This is a genomic window from Streptomyces sp. NPDC059649 (genome assembly GCF_042734445.1).
Lineage (GTDB): Bacteria > Actinomycetota > Actinomycetes > Streptomycetales > Streptomycetaceae > Streptomyces.
Genome location: NZ_JBHWDV010000061.1, coordinates 18,708 through 36,807, shown reverse-complemented (window position 1 = coordinate 36,807; position 18,100 = coordinate 18,708). Strand labels below are relative to the sequence as shown.

15 protein-coding genes and 2 tRNA genes are annotated in these 18,100 nt (G+C 70.1%); 11 read left to right on the top strand and 6 right to left on the bottom strand.

Annotated elements, in window-relative coordinates:
• Nucleotides 1-63: 63 nt before the first annotated feature.
• Nucleotides 64-1,485 carry an amino acid permease gene (locus tag ACFV1J_RS35510; protein WP_385865264.1) on the bottom strand — a complete coding sequence of 474 codons (1,422 nt, stop codon included), beginning with the start codon at nucleotides 1,483-1,485 and terminating at the stop codon, nucleotides 64-66.
• Nucleotides 1,486-1,706: 221 nt separating this feature from the next.
• Between ACFV1J_RS35510 and ACFV1J_RS35505 the strand changes: the two genes are divergently transcribed.
• From ACFV1J_RS35505 to ACFV1J_RS35490, 4 genes are all read left to right on the top strand, one after another.
• Nucleotides 1,707-2,192: a ribose-5-phosphate isomerase gene (locus ACFV1J_RS35505; protein ID WP_385865262.1), complete on the top strand. Its 486-nt coding sequence runs from the start codon at nucleotides 1,707-1,709 to the stop codon at nucleotides 2,190-2,192.
• Between the two features lie 77 nt (nucleotides 2,193-2,269).
• Entirely contained in the window at nucleotides 2,270-3,091 is an 822-nt protein-coding gene (locus tag ACFV1J_RS35500) for an Fpg/Nei family DNA glycosylase (RefSeq protein WP_385865260.1), read from the top strand.
• A 158-nt stretch (nucleotides 3,092-3,249) separates the two neighbouring features.
• A complete protein-coding gene (locus ACFV1J_RS35495) occupies nucleotides 3,250-4,395 on the top strand; it encodes a PP2C family protein-serine/threonine phosphatase (RefSeq protein WP_385865258.1) in 1,146 nt (381 codons plus the stop codon).
• A gap of 167 nt (nucleotides 4,396-4,562) precedes the next feature.
• Nucleotides 4,563-5,291 carry an ABC transporter ATP-binding protein gene (locus tag ACFV1J_RS35490; RefSeq protein ID WP_385865256.1) on the top strand — a complete coding sequence of 243 codons (729 nt, stop codon included), beginning with the start codon at nucleotides 4,563-4,565 and terminating at the stop codon, nucleotides 5,289-5,291.
• Here ACFV1J_RS35490 and ACFV1J_RS35485 read toward each other — a convergent pair.
• Nucleotides 5,276-6,457, bottom strand: coding sequence for an acyltransferase family protein (locus ACFV1J_RS35485; protein WP_385865254.1), 1,182 nt, complete (start codon nucleotides 6,455-6,457; stop codon nucleotides 5,276-5,278). The genes ACFV1J_RS35490 and ACFV1J_RS35485 overlap by 16 nt on opposite strands.
• A 605-nt stretch (nucleotides 6,458-7,062) precedes the next feature.
• On the opposite strand from ACFV1J_RS35485, the gene ACFV1J_RS35480 reads away from it, so the two are divergent.
• Nucleotides 7,063-7,257, top strand: a complete 195-nt coding sequence (locus ACFV1J_RS35480; RefSeq protein ID WP_030415520.1) for a hypothetical protein — start codon at nucleotides 7,063-7,065, stop codon at nucleotides 7,255-7,257.
• 102 nt (nucleotides 7,258-7,359) lie between these two features.
• Here the strand turns inward: ACFV1J_RS35480 and ACFV1J_RS35475 are convergent, their stop codons facing one another.
• Both ACFV1J_RS35475 and ACFV1J_RS35470 read right to left on the bottom strand, forming a co-directional pair.
• A complete protein-coding gene (locus ACFV1J_RS35475; protein WP_385865252.1) occupies nucleotides 7,360-7,740 on the bottom strand; it encodes an arsenate reductase family protein in 381 nt (126 codons plus the stop codon).
• 199 nt (nucleotides 7,741-7,939) lie between these two features.
• Nucleotides 7,940-8,010, bottom strand: a tRNA-Gly gene (locus tag ACFV1J_RS35470).
• A 216-nt stretch (nucleotides 8,011-8,226) separates the two neighbouring features.
• On the opposite strand from ACFV1J_RS35470, the gene ACFV1J_RS35465 reads away from it, so the two are divergent.
• The 5 genes from ACFV1J_RS35465 (at nucleotide 8,227) to clpX (ending at nucleotide 13,036) form a co-directional block, all read left to right on the top strand.
• Nucleotides 8,227-8,303: transfer RNA gene (locus tag ACFV1J_RS35465), tRNA-Pro, on the top strand.
• Nucleotides 8,304-8,533: 230 nt separating this feature from the next.
• Complete coding sequence (tig, locus tag ACFV1J_RS35460) at nucleotides 8,534-9,916, top strand: trigger factor (RefSeq protein WP_385865251.1); 1,383 nt, start codon at nucleotides 8,534-8,536, stop codon at nucleotides 9,914-9,916.
• Between the two features lie 297 nt (nucleotides 9,917-10,213).
• Nucleotides 10,214-10,816, top strand: a complete 603-nt coding sequence (locus tag ACFV1J_RS35455) for an ATP-dependent Clp protease proteolytic subunit (RefSeq protein ID WP_030415517.1) — start codon at nucleotides 10,214-10,216, stop codon at nucleotides 10,814-10,816.
• Nucleotides 10,817-10,882: 66 nt separating this feature from the next.
• Nucleotides 10,883-11,581 (top strand): ATP-dependent Clp protease proteolytic subunit, encoded by a 699-nt coding sequence (locus ACFV1J_RS35450; RefSeq protein WP_385865269.1) that lies wholly within the window; start codon nucleotides 10,883-10,885, stop codon nucleotides 11,579-11,581.
• 171 nt (nucleotides 11,582-11,752) lie between these two features.
• On the top strand, nucleotides 11,753-13,036 hold the full coding sequence (gene clpX / locus ACFV1J_RS35445; protein WP_033265682.1) for an ATP-dependent Clp protease ATP-binding subunit ClpX: 1,284 nt from the start codon (nucleotides 11,753-11,755) through the stop codon (nucleotides 13,034-13,036).
• A 120-nt stretch (nucleotides 13,037-13,156) separates the two neighbouring features.
• On the opposite strand, the gene ACFV1J_RS35440 is transcribed toward clpX, so the two are convergent.
• The gene (locus ACFV1J_RS35440; protein ID WP_385865248.1) at nucleotides 13,157-14,098 is read right to left on the bottom strand and encodes a hypothetical protein; all 942 of its coding nucleotides are present in this window, start codon (nucleotides 14,096-14,098) and stop codon (nucleotides 13,157-13,159) included.
• Between the two features lie 149 nt (nucleotides 14,099-14,247).
• On the opposite strand from ACFV1J_RS35440, the gene ACFV1J_RS35435 reads away from it, so the two are divergent.
• A complete protein-coding gene (locus ACFV1J_RS35435; RefSeq protein WP_385865247.1) occupies nucleotides 14,248-16,869 on the top strand; it encodes a valine--tRNA ligase in 2,622 nt (873 codons plus the stop codon).
• Here ACFV1J_RS35435 and ACFV1J_RS35430 read toward each other — a convergent pair.
• A complete protein-coding gene (locus ACFV1J_RS35430) occupies nucleotides 16,835-18,016 on the bottom strand; it encodes a hypothetical protein (protein WP_385865268.1) in 1,182 nt (393 codons plus the stop codon). The two genes, ACFV1J_RS35435 and ACFV1J_RS35430, sit on opposite strands and share 35 nt — an antisense overlap.
• Nucleotides 18,017-18,100 lie beyond the last annotated feature (84 nt).

Sequence of the window (18,100 nt, the reverse complement as noted above, 5' to 3'; positions counted from 1 at the left end):
CGCCAGGGGGGGGGCCCCCCCCCCTCCGGGGGGGGCGCCCCGCCCTTCCGTTCGCTCCCGCCGTTACGCGCGCTCGCCGGTCCCGGCCGTCTCGACGGCCTCGGCGGGCCGCCCCGCCGGCTTCTCCCGTCCGCGCCGCCGCTCCAGCACCAGCCCGACCGCCAGCACCACCACGGCCGCGACCACCGACAGCACCATCTGCTCCCGGCCGTCCGGGTCGTAGAACATGTAGCCCACGACGAAGACGATCAGCGCGATCGTCGCGTACGTCAGCCACGGGTACAGCCACATCCGCACGGTCAGCCGCTCCGGCGTCTCCCGCTCCAGCGTCCGGCGCATCCGCAGTTGCGAGAAGCAGATGACCAGCCACACGAACAGGGCCACCGCGCCCGAGGAGTTCAGCAGGAACTGGAAGACGGTGTCCTTCGACGTGTAGCTGAAGATCGTCGCGACGAAGCCGAACGCGACCGACGCGAAGATCGCCACCGCCGGCACCCCGCCCTTGTTGACGGAGGCGAACGACTTCGGTGCATCGCCGCGCTGCCCCAGCGAGAACGCCATCCGGGAGGCCGTGTAGAGCCCGGAGTTCAGACAGGACAGCACCGCGGTCAGCACCACGACGTCCATCACGGTGCCCGCGTACGGGATGTCCAGCGACGTCAGCACCGCCACGTACGGGCTCTTGACCACCGCCGGGTCGTTCCACGGCAGCAGCGTCACGATCACCGCGATCGAGCCCAGGTAGAACAGCGCGATCCGCCAGATGACGCTGTTCACGGCCTTGCGGACGGCCTGCACCGGGTTCGGCGACTCGCCCGCCGCCAGCGTGACGATCTCGCTGCCCATGAAGGAGAAGACCACCAGCAGCATGCCGGAGAGGATCGCGCCCGGCCCGTTCGGCAGGAACCCGCCGTGCCCGGTCAGGTTCGTCATCCCCACCGCGCCGTCCCCCGGCGGCAGCCCGAAGATCGCCAGCGCGCCCACCACGATGAACACCACGATCGCCACGACCTTGATCCCGGCGAACCAGAACTCGAACTCACCGAACGAGCCCACCGAGATCAGATTGGTGCCGGTCAGCACGACCATCACCAGCAGCGCCCAGGCCCACTGCGGGACGGCCGGGACCCACCCGGTGAGGATCGCGCCGGCCGCGGTCGCCTCCACGGCCAGCACCACCGACCAGAAGAACCAGTACAGCCAGCCGATCGTGAACCCGGCCCAGCGGCCCAGCGCCCGGTCCGCGTACGCCGAGAACGACCCGGAGGTCGGCGACGCCGCGGCCATCTCGCCCAGCATCCGCATCACCAGCACGACCAGCAGCCCGGTCAGCGCGTAGGAGAGCAGAATGCCCGGCCCGGCGGCCGCGATCCCGGCACCGGAGCCGACGAACAACCCGGCCCCGATCACCCCGCCGATGGCGATCATCGACAGATGGCGGTTCTTCAGACCGGCCTGCAGCCCGTCCGGCGGGTGCGCACCCATGTGCACCGTCCTTCGTGGTTTCGGATGGAACCCCCGCATTAGATCTTCGTCAACCCGATGATTGGAAGGTCCAATCCGGGATTGTTGTCCGAAACACTGGACGGTTGCGCCGTGAGGCATGCGTACGGAAGGCGGGAGAGGATCCGCGGACGCATCCGGGGCACCGACCACCGGCGGACCCGGCGGCGCCTGCCCGGGGCGGCGCGTGTCACACTCTCCGCATGCGCGTGTACCTCGGTTCCGACCATGCCGGCTTCGAACTCAAGAACCACCTCGTCGAGTGGCTCAAGGCCCACGGCCACGAGCCCGTCGACTGCGGACCCCACATCTACGACGCCCAGGACGACTACCCGCCGTTCTGCCTTCGCGCCGCGGAGCGGACCGCAGCCGACCCGGACAGCCTCGGTATCGTGATCGGCGGCTCCGGCAACGGCGAGCAGATCGCCGCCAACAAGGTCAAGGGCGTACGGGCCGCGCTGGCCTGGAGCGAGGAGACCGCGAAGCTCGGCCGCGAGCACAACAACGCCAACGTCATCTCCGTCGGCGGCCGGATGCACACCCAGGACGAGGCGACCAGGTTCATCGAGGTCTTCCTCGCCACCCCGTACTCCGGCGAGGAGCGGCACACCCGCCGCATCGAGATGCTCTCCGCCTACGAGACCACCGGCGAGCTCCCGGCCATCCCCGCCCACCACCCGCAGGGCTGAGCCCCGCCCGTACGTCACCGCCGCCCGCCCGCCCCGCCGCCCGGGGGAGGGCGGGCGCGCCCACCGGAGGACCCCCCGTGCCCGAGGGCCACACCATCCACCGCCTCGCCGCGGACTACGCCGAGCGCTTCCTCGGGCAGCAGGTCCGGGCGACCAGCCCCCAGGGCAAGTTCTCCGACGGCGCGGCCCTCGTCGACCACCAGGTGCTCGACACCACCGAGGCGCACGGCAAACACCTCTTCCTCGGCTTCGGCATGGACCGCTGGATCCATATCCACCTCGGTCTCTTCGGCAAGCTCGGCTTCGGCACCACGCCGGCCCCACCGCCCACCGACACCGTCCGGCTGCGGCTGGCCGGCCCGGACGCCTACGCCGACCTGCGCGGCCCCACCACCTGCGCACTGATCACCGACGCCGAGAAGCAGGCCATACACGACCGGCTCGGCCCCGACCCGCTGCGCCCCGACGACGACGGCGGCCGGGCCTGGCAGCGGATCTCCCGCAGCCGGACGACCATCGCGGCGCTGCTCCTGGACCAGAAGGTCATCGCCGGGGTCGGCAACGTCTACCGCGCGGAGGTCCTCTTCCGCCACGGCATCGACCCGTACCGCGCCGGCCGCGATCTCACCCGCGCGCAGTGGGACGCCATCTGGTCCGACCTGGTCGCCCTCATGCGCGAAGGCGTCCGGCACAACCGCATCGACACCGTCCGCCCCGAGCACACCCCCGAGGCCATGGGCCGCCCGCCCCGCGTCGACGACCACGGCGGCGAGGTCTACGTCTACCGCCGCGCCCTGCAGGGCTGCCACATCTGCGGCACCGAGATCCGCACCGCCGGCCTCGCCGCCCGCAACCTCTTCTGGTGCCCGGGCTGCCAAGGGGCCGGCGGCGCCGCGTAATACCCGTGATCGCGCCGCCGCACACCCCCTCCCACCACGGCTCATCGGACGTTCCCCGCCCGCGCGACCGCATTTCGAACGGGGTTTCCCCGCAATTGGCCGGGGCGACGTGCGGCGAATCGACGCGCCGCCGAACGGGTGGATAAGGTCCCAGGGCGATGACGAGTGGCCCGGGAACCGAAACCCTGACGGCCCGGGTGCACAAAGGTCTGCACCGGGCCCGCGTCGGCGTGCGCAAGGCCGGGGTCGACTACTTCCGCGGCGAGGGCTCCGACCACTTCGCGCTGGCCGCCCTGCTGTTCGCCATCCCCGCCATCGCCGCCGGCACCCTCTGGCGCCCCGAATGGATCGCCCCGACCGCCCTGGTCCTCCCCGTCATCGCCGGCGGCCTGCTCCTCCGCCCCGCCAACCTCCTCGTCCTCTACGGTGCCTCCGCCGCCGCACTCGTCGTCGAGTCCGCGCTGTTCGGCCCGTACGAGGAAGGCCCCGACCGGATCACCCCGGGCACCGTCCTGGTCGTCGCCGCGGTCGGGCTCTTCGGCCTGCTCATCGCCCAGTTCCGCAGCCGCGTCGGCGTGCCCTGGCGGCGCGGCGGCACCATGCTCTTCGACCTGCGCGAACGCATCCGGGTGCAGAGCAAACTGCCCCGGCTGCCCAAGGGCTGGCACCACGAGATGGCGCTGCGCCCGGCCGGCGGCCAGTCCTTCTCCGGCGACTTCGTCGTGGCCTCCCGCACTCACGGCGGCAACATCCTCGAAGTCGTCCTCACCGACGTCTCCGGCAAGGGCATGGACGCCGCCTCCCGCGCCCTGCTGCTCTCCGGCGCCTTCGGCGGCCTGCTCGGCTCCCTCCCGCCGCACGGCTTCCTCCCGGCGGCCAACGGCTACCTCCTCCGCCAGGACTGGGACGAGGGCTTCGCCACCTCCATCCACCTCGTCCTCGACCTCGAATCCGGCGACTACGAACTCCTCTCCGCCGGCCATCTGCCGGCCCTCCAGCTCAGCGCCGGCAGCGGCCGCTGGGAGGAGAAGGCGGGCGACGGACCGCTGCTCGGCGTCTACGACGGCGCCCAGTTCGACCCGGTCAAGGGCACCCTGCGGCCCGGCGACGTCCTGATGCTCTTCACCGACGGCCTGGTCGAGGCCGCCGACCGCGACATCGCCGAGGGCATCGACCGCCTCACCGGCGAGGCCGACCGCTACGTCGCCAGCGGCTTCGCCGGCGCCGCCTGGCACCTGATCGAGGCCGTCGCCAAGGACGTCAACGACGACCGCGCCCTGCTCCTGATCTGCCGCGACGCCTGACCGCCACGAGGGCGACCCGGGGCTCCCGGGTGGGGTTTCCCCCCGCCCGGCCCGGCGGCCCTCCCCATGGCCCGGCCGGGCCCCGGCTCCCTACGGTGAAACCGACGCCACCGGCCGCCACGACGGCCCGGGCCGAGCCCCCACCGGACACCACGGAGCGCCCCACCATGCCCTCGACCGCACCCCCGCCCACCGCCGCGCCCGCCCTCGAACTGCGCGGCGTACGGCGCCGGTACGGCCGCGGCCCGGCCGCCGTCCACGCCCTGCGCGGTATCGACCTGACGCTGCCGCGCGGCTCGTTCACCGCCGTCACGGGTCGCTCGGGGTCCGGCAAATCGACGCTCCTGCAGTGCGCGGCCGGTCTGGACCGCCCCACCTCCGGGTCCGTACGACTCGCCGGCACGGAAATCAGCCGAATGAGTGAGCGCCGCCTCACCGCCCTGCGCCGCAGCCGGCTCGGCTTCGTCTTCCAGGCGGGCAATCTGCTGCCGGCCCTCACCGTCGAGGACAACGTGCTGCTGCCGATGCGGCTGGCCGGACAGCGCCCGGACCGCCGCCGGGCGGCCGACGTCCTCGCCCGGGTCGGCCTGGCCGACCACGCCCACCGCCGCCCGGGCCGGCTCTCCGGGGGCCAGCAGCAGCGTGTCGCGCTCGCCCGCGCCCTGGTCACCGGGCCCGAGGTGCTCTTCGCCGACGAGCCCACCGCGGCCCTGGACGCCGCCACCGCCGCCGAGGTGCTCGGCCTCCTCCGGCACGCCGTCGACACCCTCGGCACCACCGTCGTCATGGTCACCCACGACCCGGTGGCCGCCGCCCGGGCCGATCAGATCCTGGTCCTCACCGCGGGCACCCTCACCGACCGCGTGCTCCCCGGGCCGTCTCAGGCGGAGGACTGAGGCTGCTGCTGCCGGGGCACCCCGGCCGCCGGCCGGTCGGCCACCTTGCGGAACGCCCAGTCCATGGTCGGCTCCATCGCGAACCGGAAGACCTTGCGGACCGGCGGCGTGCACAGCGCCGTCACGATGCCGCCCGCGAGCAGCGTGACCGCGATCTCGCCGAGCGGCGAGTGCAGCCAGGCGTAGTCGTCGAACCAGCCCCAGAACCGCGAGCCCTTGGCCAGGAAGCCGTGCAGCAGATAGCCGTACAGCGTCCCGGCGCCCAGCACCGTGAACCAGGTCCGCCGGGTCGGCACCCAGGAGAAGAAGCACGCCACCAGCACCATCGAGCAGCCGAAGAGCGCCAGCGTCATCACGGCGCCGATCCACCAGGTGGTGCCCAGCTCCTGGGCGCTGTCGCGGTGGTAGAACCACGCCGAACTCATCCGCGGCGCCGCCCAGTAGGCCATCACCAGCGCCGCCGCGAAGATCGGCACCGACGCGATCCGGACCGCCCGCCGCTGGACGAGCCGGAAGTGCTCCGGCCGCAGCGACAGCCCCAGCACGAAGAACGGCAGGAACTGCAGCACCCGCTGGAGGTCCAGGTCGTCACCGATGTCCGGTGAGATCGACGCGAGGACGGCGATGACCACCGCGAGCGGGATCGGCCAGCGCACGACCTTCCACAGCGGTGTGGTCAGCCGCCAGATGAACAGGGCGATCAGGAACCAGGTCAGGAACCAGGGGTCGAGCAGGCTGATCGGGTGTCCCGGATCGTCGTCCGCCCAGCGCTTGAAGAACGCATAGGCGGTCTCGAAGAGCACGTACGGGACGGCGACCCCGGTGACCAGCCGCTGCAACCGGTCCCTGCGCATGTCGAAACTGCGCGAGAAGTAGCCGGAGATGATGATGAACGCCGGCATGTGGAAGGTGTAGACGGTCATGTAGAGCGCCTCGGCGGCGCGGCTGCCGTCGGTCAGCGGCTCCCAGGCGTGCCCCATCGCCACCAGCACGATGGCCAGGTATTTGGCGTTGTCGAAGAAGGGGTTCCGCCCCCCGCCCTTCTCCGGGGGCGCCGACGCCCCCGCCGGCTGCTCGGCGGACTCCGTACGGCCGGACCCGTTTGTGCCCGCCGCCTCCCGGGCAGGCGGGAGGACGCGTCGCGGTGTGGGGGCAGCGGGAAACATTCCAGGCACGATAGCGGCGCCCGGCGAATGCGTAAAACCGCCGCCACACCCTTCGCTATTTCACCTGACGGCCCCGTCGATATGACCTGGATAAATACCGCAGGGACGAGCCGTTGACGGGGCGCAGCTGTCACCCCGTTGCCCCTTTTGCAACGCTTGATACCTGCAAATCGGGTCATATCCCCTGAGAACGACGCCGAGGGAATGTCCTCTTTCGTGGCACTGTGCGCTGTCGCATGTTCCGCCGTCGTCACGCTCTTTGCCACGCCCGTAAAACAGTGGCGGAGCTCACGGATAAATAATTGGCGAGCACGGGGGAAGGGTGTGCGGGAAGGGCCCGGGAAGGCCTCCCGAATGATCGCGGAATGCCACGACGGCGAAATTGCGGGGGAGGGGTGGTGGGGGAGAGGGAGGGAGTCACCGCGGGGTCGGTACGCGGCCCGCTCCCACGATCCGTCGCCGGCGGCCGGAATCGGGCAAAGCGTTGGCCGATGATTCGTCACCGGCCTGCAGTGGGCATGGAGTTGGTGGCACGATGGGTGCCGGGGGGTGTGCGCGGCATGCTCCCGGGCCGGTGAGGCGTTCCGACCAAGGGTGTGATCAGTGTGGCTCTGTCGCTGTCAGTTGTGCTGCTGTTGGGGATCATCCTGATCGTGCTGATCAGAGGGAAGTCGATCAAGGCGGGCCCGGCGCTCGTCGCCATACTGTTCGGCTTCTTCCTCGCCTCCACCGGCATGGCGCCGTCCATCAACAGGTTCCTCAACTCCCTGGCGGACACCATCAACCACATCACGTTCTAGGCGTCCGGACGCCCGGACGCCGTCCGGATACCCGGACGCCCGGACGTCCCTCCGCCCACGAGACTCCCCAAGGCTCCTGCGACGGCGTGCGCACGACGACGTTCAGCGGCCTTGTTCGTCCCCGGTCCGCGCCACCGCCTCGCGTACGGCTTCCTCGCTGCGGCCCACCACCGCCGAACCGTCGTCCGCGGTGATGATCGGCCGCTGGATCAGCCGGGGATGACCGGCCAGCGCCGCGATCCACCGCTCGCGCGCGGCCTCGGTGCGCTCCCACCCCCCGAGCCCCAGCTCCTTCGCCTCGGCCTCCTGGGTACGCGTGATGTCCCACGGCTCCAGGCCCAGCCGGGCCAGCACCGCGCGCAGTTCCTCCGCGCTCGGCGGATCGTCGAGGTACCTGCGGACCGTGTACTGCGCGCCTTCCTCGTTCAGGATGTCGACCGCGGAACGGCACTTGGAACATGCGGGATTGAGCCAGATCTCCATACGGCCACTTTATGGAAGCCGCCGCACCGGTCCCGTGAACCCGGCCGTTCCGCAAGACGGAAGAAGCAGGAGAAGCGGGAGAAGCGGGAGAAGCGGGAGAAGCGGGAGAAGCGGGAAGAAGCGGGAGAAGCGGGAAGAAGCGGGAAGAAGGCGGAAAGTGAAAAGCCCCGGACCGGCCGGTCCGGGGCTTTTCCTCACGAGCGGGCGACGGGAATCGAACCCGCGTAGCTAGTTTGGAAGACTAGGGCTCTACCATTGAGCTACGCCCGCAGGCGCCACAGGTCGTCGGACCTCGGCACGCAGTGCATCCTAGCGGGTCGCGGCGGCCTCCCGCACATCCCTTCCCGCGGCCGGCGCCCCGTGCCGCGTACGCCGGCGCGGACTTTCCGTGCGCCGTCCGCCGGCCGTGCCCCTGACCGCCGTCGGGCCGCACAAATAACTGGCAGCCGTACCGCGTCCGGCCATGTACCCTACGTGTCGCACCGACGGGGTGTGGCGCAGCTTGGTAGCGCGTCCGCTTTGGGAGCGGAAGGTCGTCGGTTCGAATCCGGCCACCCCGACCAGCAGGACCTCTGTCCGACAGGGCCCGTCCAGTGGGGCCCGGCCCCTTCCGGGGCCCGCCCGGACCGCCGGGCGTTCAAGATCACGTTGTCGGCGTCATCCTCCTTGCGGTTACTATGCAAACTGCGTGCCCGTGTGTCTGTGTACCGGGCGGATCGGCAGGGCCCGGATCAGCCGGGTGCCGGCGGATCTCAAGCAAAACCCCAGAAGTCAGCCCCAAGGAGACCGAACCGTGAAGAGCGCCGTGGAGACCCTGAACCCGACTCGGGTTCGGCTCACTGTCGAGGTGCCCTTCGAGGAGCTCAAGCCCAGCCTCGACGCGGCGTACAAGAAGATCAACCAGCAGGTCACGGTGAAGGGCTTCCGCCAGGGCAAGGTCCCGGCGCGCGTCATCGACCAGCGGTTCGGCCGTGGCGCGGTGCTGGAGGAGGCCGTCAACGACGCGCTCCCGAAGTTCTACACCGAAGCGGTCAACGAGGCCGAGCTGAACGTCCTCGGCCAGCCCGAGGTCGACATCACCGAGCTGAAGGACGGCGAGACGCTGAACTTCACGGCCGAGGTCGACATCCGCCCCGTCCTCGAGATCCCGGACTACTCCGGCATCGAGGTCGAGGTGGACGCCGTCGAGGTGTCGGACGAGGACGTCGACAAGTCGGTCGAGCAGCTGCGTGAGCGCTTCGCGACCACCAGCCCGGTCGAGCGCGCCGCCGAGGACGGCGACGTGCTGACCGTGAACCTCGAGGCCAAGGTCGACGGCGAGGTCCTGGAGGACGGTGTCGCCCAGGGCGTCACGTACACCGTCGGCTCCGGCGAGCTGCTCGACGGCATCGATGACGCGGTCAAGGGCCTGGAGGCCGGCGGCAGCGCCACCTTCACCTCCGAGCTCAAGGGCGGCTCCGCCCAGGGCAAGGAGGCCGAGGTCACCGTCGAGGTCACCGAGGTCAAGTCCCGCGAACTCCCCGAGCTGGACGACGACTTCGCGCAGCTGGCCAGCGAGTTCGACACCCTTGAGGAGCTCAAGGCGGACAGCCGCAAGCGCCTGGCACAGATGAAGAAGTACGACCAGGCCACCCAGGCCCAGGAGAAGGTCCTGGACGAGCTGCTCAAGCTCGTCGAGGTGCCGATGCCGGAGAAGCTGCTCGCGGACGAGATCCAGACCCGCAAGCACAACCTGGAGCACCACCAGCTCGGCCAGATGGGTCTCGACCTCGCGAAGTACCTGGAGATCCAGGGCAAGACCGAGGAGGAGTTCGACGCCGAGACCAAGGAGCAGGCCGAGAAGGGCATCAAGACCCAGTTCATCCTCGACGAGCTGGTCAACAAGGAGAAGCTGAACGTCAGCCAGGAGGAGCTCACCGAGCACCTCATGCGCCGCGCCCAGTCCTCCGGCATGTCCCCCGACCAGTTCGCCCAGGCCGTCGTCGAGGGCGGCCAGGTGCCGATGCTCGTCGGTGAGGTCGCCCGCGGCAAGGCCCTCGCGGTCGTCGTCGAGGCCGCCACGGTCAAGGACACCAACGGCGAGGTCGTCGACCTCGACGACGAGGACGAGACGGCCGAGACCGTCGAGGCCGAGGGTGCCGAGGCCGAGGCCGCGGACGACAAGCCCGAGGCGTAAGGCCCGGGCCGTCCCGCGGTCCGCGCAGAACGACTGATCAATGGGCCCGAACACGCACGCCCGCGTGTTCGGGCCCGTCCGTCGTACCGGTCGGTGAGCCTGCGCTCACAGCGAACAGTTGACAATGCGGGATGGCGTTGTCCGACCTGCGCGTTAGGGTCCGTAGATACGAGGGCAGGGGAGTCCCTGAAACCGCGCCGGGGCGACACACGGCGCCCGATCCCCGCGCCCCAGAAGACGACGCTGTGACGGCCCCGAGCCGTCCGACAACGAGCAGGTGGACACGTGACGATCCCGATGCCTTCCGCCGCCGCTGAGCCGACCTTCGGTGGCCTCGGCGACCAGGTCTACAACCGGCTGCTCGGCGAGCGGATCATCTTCCTCGGCCAGCCGGTCGACGACGACATCGCCAACAAGATCACCGCGCAGCTGCTTCTCCTCGCCGCGGACCCGGACAAGGACATCTTCCTCTACATCAACTCCCCGGGCGGCTCGATCTCGGCCGGCTTGGCGATCTACGACACCATGCAGTACATCAAGAACGACGTGGTGACGATCGCGATGGGCCTCGCCGCATCCATGGGCCAGTTCCTGCTGAGCGCCGGTACGCCGGGCAAGCGCTTCGCGCTGCCGAACGCCGAGATCCTCATCCACCAGCCCTCCGCGGGCCTGGCCGGCTCCGCGTCGGACATCAAGATCCACGCCGAGCGGCTGCTGCACACCAAGAAGCGGATGGCGGAGCTGACGGCCTTCCACACCGGTCAGACGGTCGAGCGGATCACCCAGGACTCCGACCGCGACCGCTGGTTCTCCGCCGACGAGGCCAAGGAGTACGGCCTCATCGACGAGGTGATGACCTCCGCCGCCGGCGTTCCGGGCGGGGGCGGCACCGGGGCCTGAGCCCCGCACCACTCGCCCTCAGCCACCCCAGCCCACTTGATCGCCACCAGGACGGTGAACACCACGATGAACTACTTCCCCGGCAGCGGCCTCTACCAGCGCCCGGAGTCCGAGATTTCCGGCGCGCGCACGGAGTTTTCCGGCCCACGGGCCGAGGCTCGCTACATCGTCCCGCGTTTCGTCGAGCGCACGTCCCAGGGGGTGCGCGAGTACGACCCGTACGCGAAGCTGTTCGAGGAGCGAGTGATCTTCCTCGGCGTGCAGATCGACGACGCCTCCGCCAATGACGTCATGGCGCAGCTGCTGTGCCTGGAGTCGATGGACCCGGACCGCGACATCTCGATCTACATCAACAGCCCCGGCGGCTCGTTCACGGCCCTCACGGCCATCTACGACACGATGCAGTTCGTGAAGCCGGACATCCAGACGGTCTGCATGGGCCAGGCGGCCTCCGCCGCGGCCGTGCTGCTCGCGGCCGGCACGCCCGGCAAGCGGATGGCGCTGCCGAACGCCCGGGTGCTGATCCACCAGCCGTACAGCGAGACCGGCCGCGGTCAGGTCTCCGACCTGGAGATCGCCGCCAACGAGATCCTGCGGATGCGGACCCAGCTGGAGGACCTGCTGGCCAAGCATTCCTCCACGCCCATCGAGAAGATCCGCGATGACATCGAGCGTGACAAGATTCTGACCGCCGAGGAGTCCCTGGCGTACGGTCTGGTCGACCAGATCGTCTCGACGCGCAAGTCGTCCGTCTCGATCGGCTAGCGATTCTTCGCGCAATGCGCCGGAGCGTTGCCTCCTTGGACCGGTTCGGGATCGAGTGAACCGAGTCGGTCCAAGGGGGGCCCGTACGGGGGGCCCGGCAAGGTACCGTCGATAGGCAAGCACCCGGGTCCGTTGGAGCAATGCGGATCCCAGGCGAAGGGGAAGCACCTCGTGGCACGCATCGGTGACGGCGGCGACCTGCTCAAGTGCTCATTCTGCGGAAAGAGCCAGAAGCAGGTGAAGAAGCTCATCGCGGGACCTGGTGTGTACATCTGCGACGAGTGCATCGACCTCTGCAACGAGATCATCGAGGAGGAGCTCGCCGAGACCTCCGAGGTGCGGTGGGAGGAGCTCCCCAAGCCCCGGGAGATCTACGAGTTCCTGAACGGCTACGTCGTCGGCCAGGACCCCGCCAAGAAGGCGCTGTCGGTCGCCGTCTACAACCACTACAAGCGGGTGCAGGCGGGCGAGAACGGCCCCGGGCGCGGCGACGACGGCATCGAGCTCGCCAAGTCCAACATCCTGCTGCTCGGCCCCACCGGCTCCGGCAAGACCCTGCTCGCGCAGACCCTCGCCCGGATGCTGAACGTCCCCTTCGCCTTCGCCGACGCCACGGCCCTGACGGAGGCCGGGTACGTCGGCGAGGACGTCGAGAACATCCTCCTCAAGCTGATCCAGGCCGCGGACTTCGACATCAAGAAGGCCGAGACCGGCATCATCTACATCGACGAGATCGACAAGGTCGCCCGGAAGAGCGAAAACCCGTCGATCACCCGTGACGTCTCCGGCGAGGGCGTGCAGCAGGCCCTGCTGAAGATCCTGGAGGGCACCACCGCCTCGGTCCCGCCGCAGGGCGGCCGTAAGCACCCCCACCAGGAATTCATCCAGATCGACACGACGAACGTGCTGTTCATCGTGGGCGGTGCCTTCGCCGGGCTGGAGAAGATCATCGAGTCCCGGTCCGGCGCCAAGGGCATCGGCTTCGGCGCGACGATCCGCTCCAAGCGGGAGATCGAGTCCAAGGACCAGCTCCAGGACGTCATGCCGGAGGACCTGGTCAAGTTCGGCATGATCCCCGAGTTCATCGGCCGGCTGCCCGTCCTCACCTCGGTCCACAACCTCGACCGCGAGGCGCTGCTGCAGATCCTCGTCGAGCCGCGCAACGCGCTCGTCAAGCAGTACAAGCGGCTCTTCGAACTCGACGGTGTGGAGCTCGACTTCGACCGCCCGGCCCTGGAGGCCATCGCCGACCAGGCCATCCTCCGCGGCACCGGCGCCCGCGGTCTGCGCGCGATCATGGAGGAGGTCCTCCAGGCGGTGATGTACGAGATCCCGTCCCGCAAGGACGTCGCCCGCGTCGTCATCACCGAGGACGTCGTCCACTCCAACGTGAACCCGACCCTGGTCCCCCGCACCCGCGGCGACTCGGGGGAGCCGCAGGAGAAGAGCGCGTAGAACGCGACCGCAGACGTACGAGAGCCGCCCGGCAGCTTGCTTGCTGCCGGGCGGCTCTGTGTCGTCACGGGCGCCGGGCCCCTGCCGCCGTCCCCCACAAACGGCGCACGGGACGGGCCGCTACTTCTCCTTGCGGACCTCGTTGCGGACCTTGGCGGTCTTCTCGGCGAGTTCCTCGGCGCCAGGAGTGGTGGCGGTGGTGGTGCCGGAGGGGCTGGGGGTGGCGGCCATGGTGACGACGCCGATGGCGCTGTTGTCGCCCCAGACGCAGGTGGAGGCCGTGATGGGCACGCTCATGCCGCCCTGCGACACCGTGATCTTCTGCGTCCGGCACTTCATCACCGCGCCGTCGAAGTCGTCCGGGGAGTACTCGGTCGTCGGGGTGATGTCCTCGATCTTGGCGTTGCCCGTGTTCTTCTTCTGGTTCTCGTCGACCTTGGCGAACATCTGGCCCACCGTGCCCTCGGGGTCGGCGATCTGGCCGTAGATGCCGTGCAGGCTCATGCTCAGCCCGCCATCGGCCTTGTAGCTGCCCTGGACGCCCTTGGCGTTGGTGATGCCCATCGCCTTGGCTTCCTTGTCGTTGCTGAAGTCCTCGGTGCCGCTGGCACCAGGGGTCTCCGCCTTCTTGAACTGCCCGCTCAGCAAGCTGTTCGGGACCGAGATCGTGTACGGCTTGACGTCCCCGCCCGAGCCGAAGACGAAGTACGCGCCGACGCCGATGGCCGCGACGACCGCGACCGCGCCGACGATCAGGCCGATCTTCTTGCCGTTGCCGCCGGACTCCTCGGGGCCCTGGGGGATGACGCCGTAGGGGGTCTGCTGGCCGCCGTACGGGGGCTGCTGGCCGTAGGCGGGCTGGGCGGGCTGCTGGGGGTAGCCGTAGCCCTGCGCAGGGGCCTGCTGGGGGTAGCCGTAGCCCTGCTGCCCAGGCACCGGGCCGCCCTGCTGCGGGTAGCCGTAACCGGGCTGGGGGGCCGGCGGCTGCTGCGGCTGGCCGTACGGACCGGGCTGCTGGGGCTGCTGGCCGTACGGGCCGGGTGGCGGCTGGTTGAAGCTCATGGAGCGGTTCCCCTCGTGACAACTGAGAACAGTTGAAGTTCTGCGATGTTTATGCGCTGCCGACATCCTGTACGACGGCGCCGACAGCCGTTGCCCCGGGGGCGAAACCGATTCGAAGCTGGTACACGGGCGCCCGTACACTGTCCGTCGTGACCGAGAACACTCAGCAGAGCAAGCACAGCGACCCCGAACTGCCGACTCAGTACACGCCGGCCGATGTAGAGGGGCCGCTGTACGAGCGCTGGGTAGAGCGGGGCTACTTCGAGGCGGACGAGAAGAGCGACAAGCCGCCGTACACGATCGTCATCCCCCCGCCGAACGTCACCGGCAGCCTCCACCTGGGCCACGCCTTCGAGCACACGCTGATCGACGCCCTCACCCGCCGCAAGCGGATGCAGGGCTACGAAACGCTGTGGCAGCCGGGCATGGACCACGCCGGTATCGCCACCCAGAACGTCGTCGAGCGCGAACTCGCCAAGGAAGGCGTCTCGCGGCACGACCTCGGCCGGGAGGCGTTCGTCGAGCGCGTCTGGCAGTGGAAGAACGAGTCCGGCGGCCAGATCTCGGGGCAGATGCGGCGGCTGGGCGACGGCGTCGCCTGGTCGCGCGAGCGGTTCACGATGGACGAGGGCCTGTCCAAGGCCGTCCAGACGATCTTCAAGCGGCTCCACGACGACGAGCTGATCTACCGGGCCGAGCGCATCATCAACTGGTGCCCGCGCTGTCTGACCGCCATCTCGGACATCGAGGTGGAGTACCAGGACGACGACGGCGAGCTGGTCTCCATCCGCTACGGCGAGGGCGACTCGTCGATCGTCGTCGCGACGACCCGCGCCGAGACGATGCTCGGTGACACCGCGGTCGCGGTCCACCCCGACGACGCGCGGTACGCCCATCTCGTCGGCACCGAGATCGAGTTGCCGCTGACCGGGCGGCGGATCCCGGTCGTCGCGGACGAGCACGTCGACCCGGAGTTCGGCACCGGCGCCGTCAAGGTCACCCCGGCGCACGACCCGAACGACTTCGAGATCGGCCGGCGGCACGACCTCGCCAGCCTCGCCGTCCTCGACGAGCGCGGTGTCATCACGGCGCACGGCCCGTTCCAGGGCCTGGACCGCTTCGAGGCCCGTTCCGCGATCGTCGGGGCGCTGCGCGCCGAGGGCCGGATCGTCGCCGAGAAGCGCCCGTACACGCACTCCGTCGGGCACTGCTCGCGCTGCAAGACGACCATCGAGCCGCGGCTGTCGATGCAGTGGTGGGTCAAGGTCGGCCCGCTGGCCAAGGCCGCCGGGGACGCGGTCCGGGACGGCAAGGTCGCGATCCACCCCAAGGAGATGGAGTCGCGGTACTTCGGCTGGGTGGACAACCTCCACGACTGGTGCATCTCCCGGCAGTTGTGGTGGGGCCACCGCATTCCGGTCTGGTACGGCCCGAACGGCGAGGTCGTCTGTGTGGGGCCGGACGAGGAGCCGCCGAGCGGCGAGGGCTGGCACCAGGACACCGACGTCCTCGACACCTGGTTCTCGTCGGGCCTGTGGCCGTTCTCCACGCTCGGCTGGCCCGAACGGACCCCGAGCGTCGAGAAGTTCTACCCGAACTCCGTCCTGGTCACCGGCTACGACATCCTGTTCTTCTGGGTCGCCCGGATGATGATGTTCGGGCTGTACGCGATGGACGGCACCCCGCCGTTCCACACCATCGCGCTGCACGGCATGGTCCGTGACCAGTTCGGCAAGAAGATGTCCAAGTCCTTCGGGAACGCGGTCAATCCGCTGGACTGGATGGACGCGTACGGATCCGACGCGGTCCGCTTCACCCTCGCCCGCGGTGCCAACCCCGGTGTCGACGTGCCGATCGGTGAGGACTGGGTCCAGGGCTCCCGCAACTTCGCCAACAAGATCTGGAACGCCACCCGCTTCGCGCTCATGAACGGCGCGACGGTGGAGGGCGAACTCCCGCCCGCCGAAGCGCTGTCGGCGACCGACCGGTGGATCCTCTCCCGGCTGAACTCGGTCGTCGCCGAGGTCGACGCGTACTACGACGACTACCAGTTCGCGAAGCTGTCGGACACCCTCTTCCACTTCGCCTGGGACGAGGTCTTCGACTGGTACGTCGAGCTGTCCAAGACCACGTTCATGGCGGGCGGCCCGGCCGCCGAGGCGTCGCGCCGGGTCCTGGGCGAGGTCCTGGACGTCACGCTGCGGCTGCTGCACCCGATCGTCCCGTTCGTCACCGAGACGCTGTGGACGACGCTGACCGGCGGCGAGTCGCTCGTCATCGCCGAGTGGCCTTCGGACTCGGGCTTCCGCGACGCGGCCGCGGAGAAGGAGATCGAGACCGTCCAGCAGGTCGTCACCGAGGTCCGGCGGTTCCGCTCCGACCAGGGACTGCAGCCCGGCCAGAAGGTCCCGGCGCGGCTGGACCTGACCGGTACGGCGCTGGCGGCGCACGAGGCCGCGATGCGGGCGCTGCTGCGGCTGCAGCCGGCCGGTGACGGCTTCCAGGCCACCGCCTCGCTGCCGGTCGCGGGCGCCACGGTCGCGCTGGACCTGTCCGGCGCCATCGACGTCGAGGCGGAGCGCAAGCGGCTGACGAAGGACCTGGCCGCCGCGGAGAAGGAGAAGGCGCAGGCCACCGCCAAGCTCGGCAACGAGGCGTTCCTCGCCAAGGCGCCCGAGAAGGTCGTGGACAAGATCCGCGGCCGGCTGGAGACCGCGGAGGCCGACATCGAGCGGATCACCGCGCAGCTGGCGGCTCTGCCCCAGGCGTAGCACCGTTCCACGCCGCAGGCCCCTCGTCCGTACGGGCGGGGGGCCTGCGCCGTCCCCGGCCCCTTCCTCGCGCACCCCGTTCGCGGACCGGCCAGAGCAGTACGTACGCCGTCGAGACCGCCACGAAGGCCAGCCGGATCAGGCCGCGCGCCGCGTCGTCGGGGACCGCGAAGACGCTGCCGTAGAGGATCAGCAGCGCGAGCCAGCTCCACCAGGGGACCAGGCGGCGCTGGCCGATCACGTCCCACAGGAGGGTGCCGAGCAGCACCGACGCCGTGTAGTACGTGTAGACGCTGGGGTCGAGGACGATCCGGGCGTTGGCGCCGAGCAGGACCACGGCCGCCCAGCGGCCCCGCCACACGGCGATCGAGCCGAGGGCCAGCCCGAGGGCGGCCTGCGCCGGGCGGTCCCAGCCGGGGGTCTCCGGGTCGCCGACGCCCAGCCAACGCAGCGCGGACGCCGGGTGGTTGGGGATGGCGAACTTCGCCGCGGCGAACGACTGCGGGTCGCCGACGAAGAACGGCAGCCAGGCGACGGCCACCAGGCCCGCGCACCACAGGCCGGCCCGCAGCCACTTCTCCCGGGGCAGCGCGAGGAGCAGCGGGACGAAGGCCAGGGCGGTGGGTTTGGAATCCATCGCCAGGGCCAGGAAGCCGCCGGTCAGGGCGGCGTCGCCGCGGGTGACGGCGCGTACCGCGAGGGCCGTGAAGAACAGCGCGAGGACGTCGTCGAGGTGCCCGAAGCGGACCGCGACCTCGATCCACATGGGGATGAAGGCCAGCCCGGCTATCAGGACGCGCTGCCGCAGCCGCTGGTGGTTGGTGCCGGTGCCCAGGAAGTGGTGGGCCGCGCTGCGCCCGGCCAGGACCACGATGACCAGGCCGAGCAGCGACATCAGGGCCGCGGCGAGGAACTGGCCGGTGGCCTCGGGGAACGGGTTGAACAGCCCGGCGGTCAGGAAGCTGAGCGGGCCCATCTGGAGCTCGGGGTGGTGCGCGTAGAGGTTGAGGCCGCCGGTGCCGTCGCCCGCGGTGCCCTGGTAGAGCAGCTCGCCGCCGGTGCGAAGGTAGTGCCAGGAGAATCCGCCGTGCGGTTCGACGACCGCGAACCACAGTGCGGTCCAGGCGGTGAGCAGCACCAAATGCATCCGCTGACTGATTGCCGGCACGCCTGTTCAGCTCCTGCCTTCCCGTGCGCCCTCGTCGTGCTCGACGCTCCCGTGGGCCGGGCC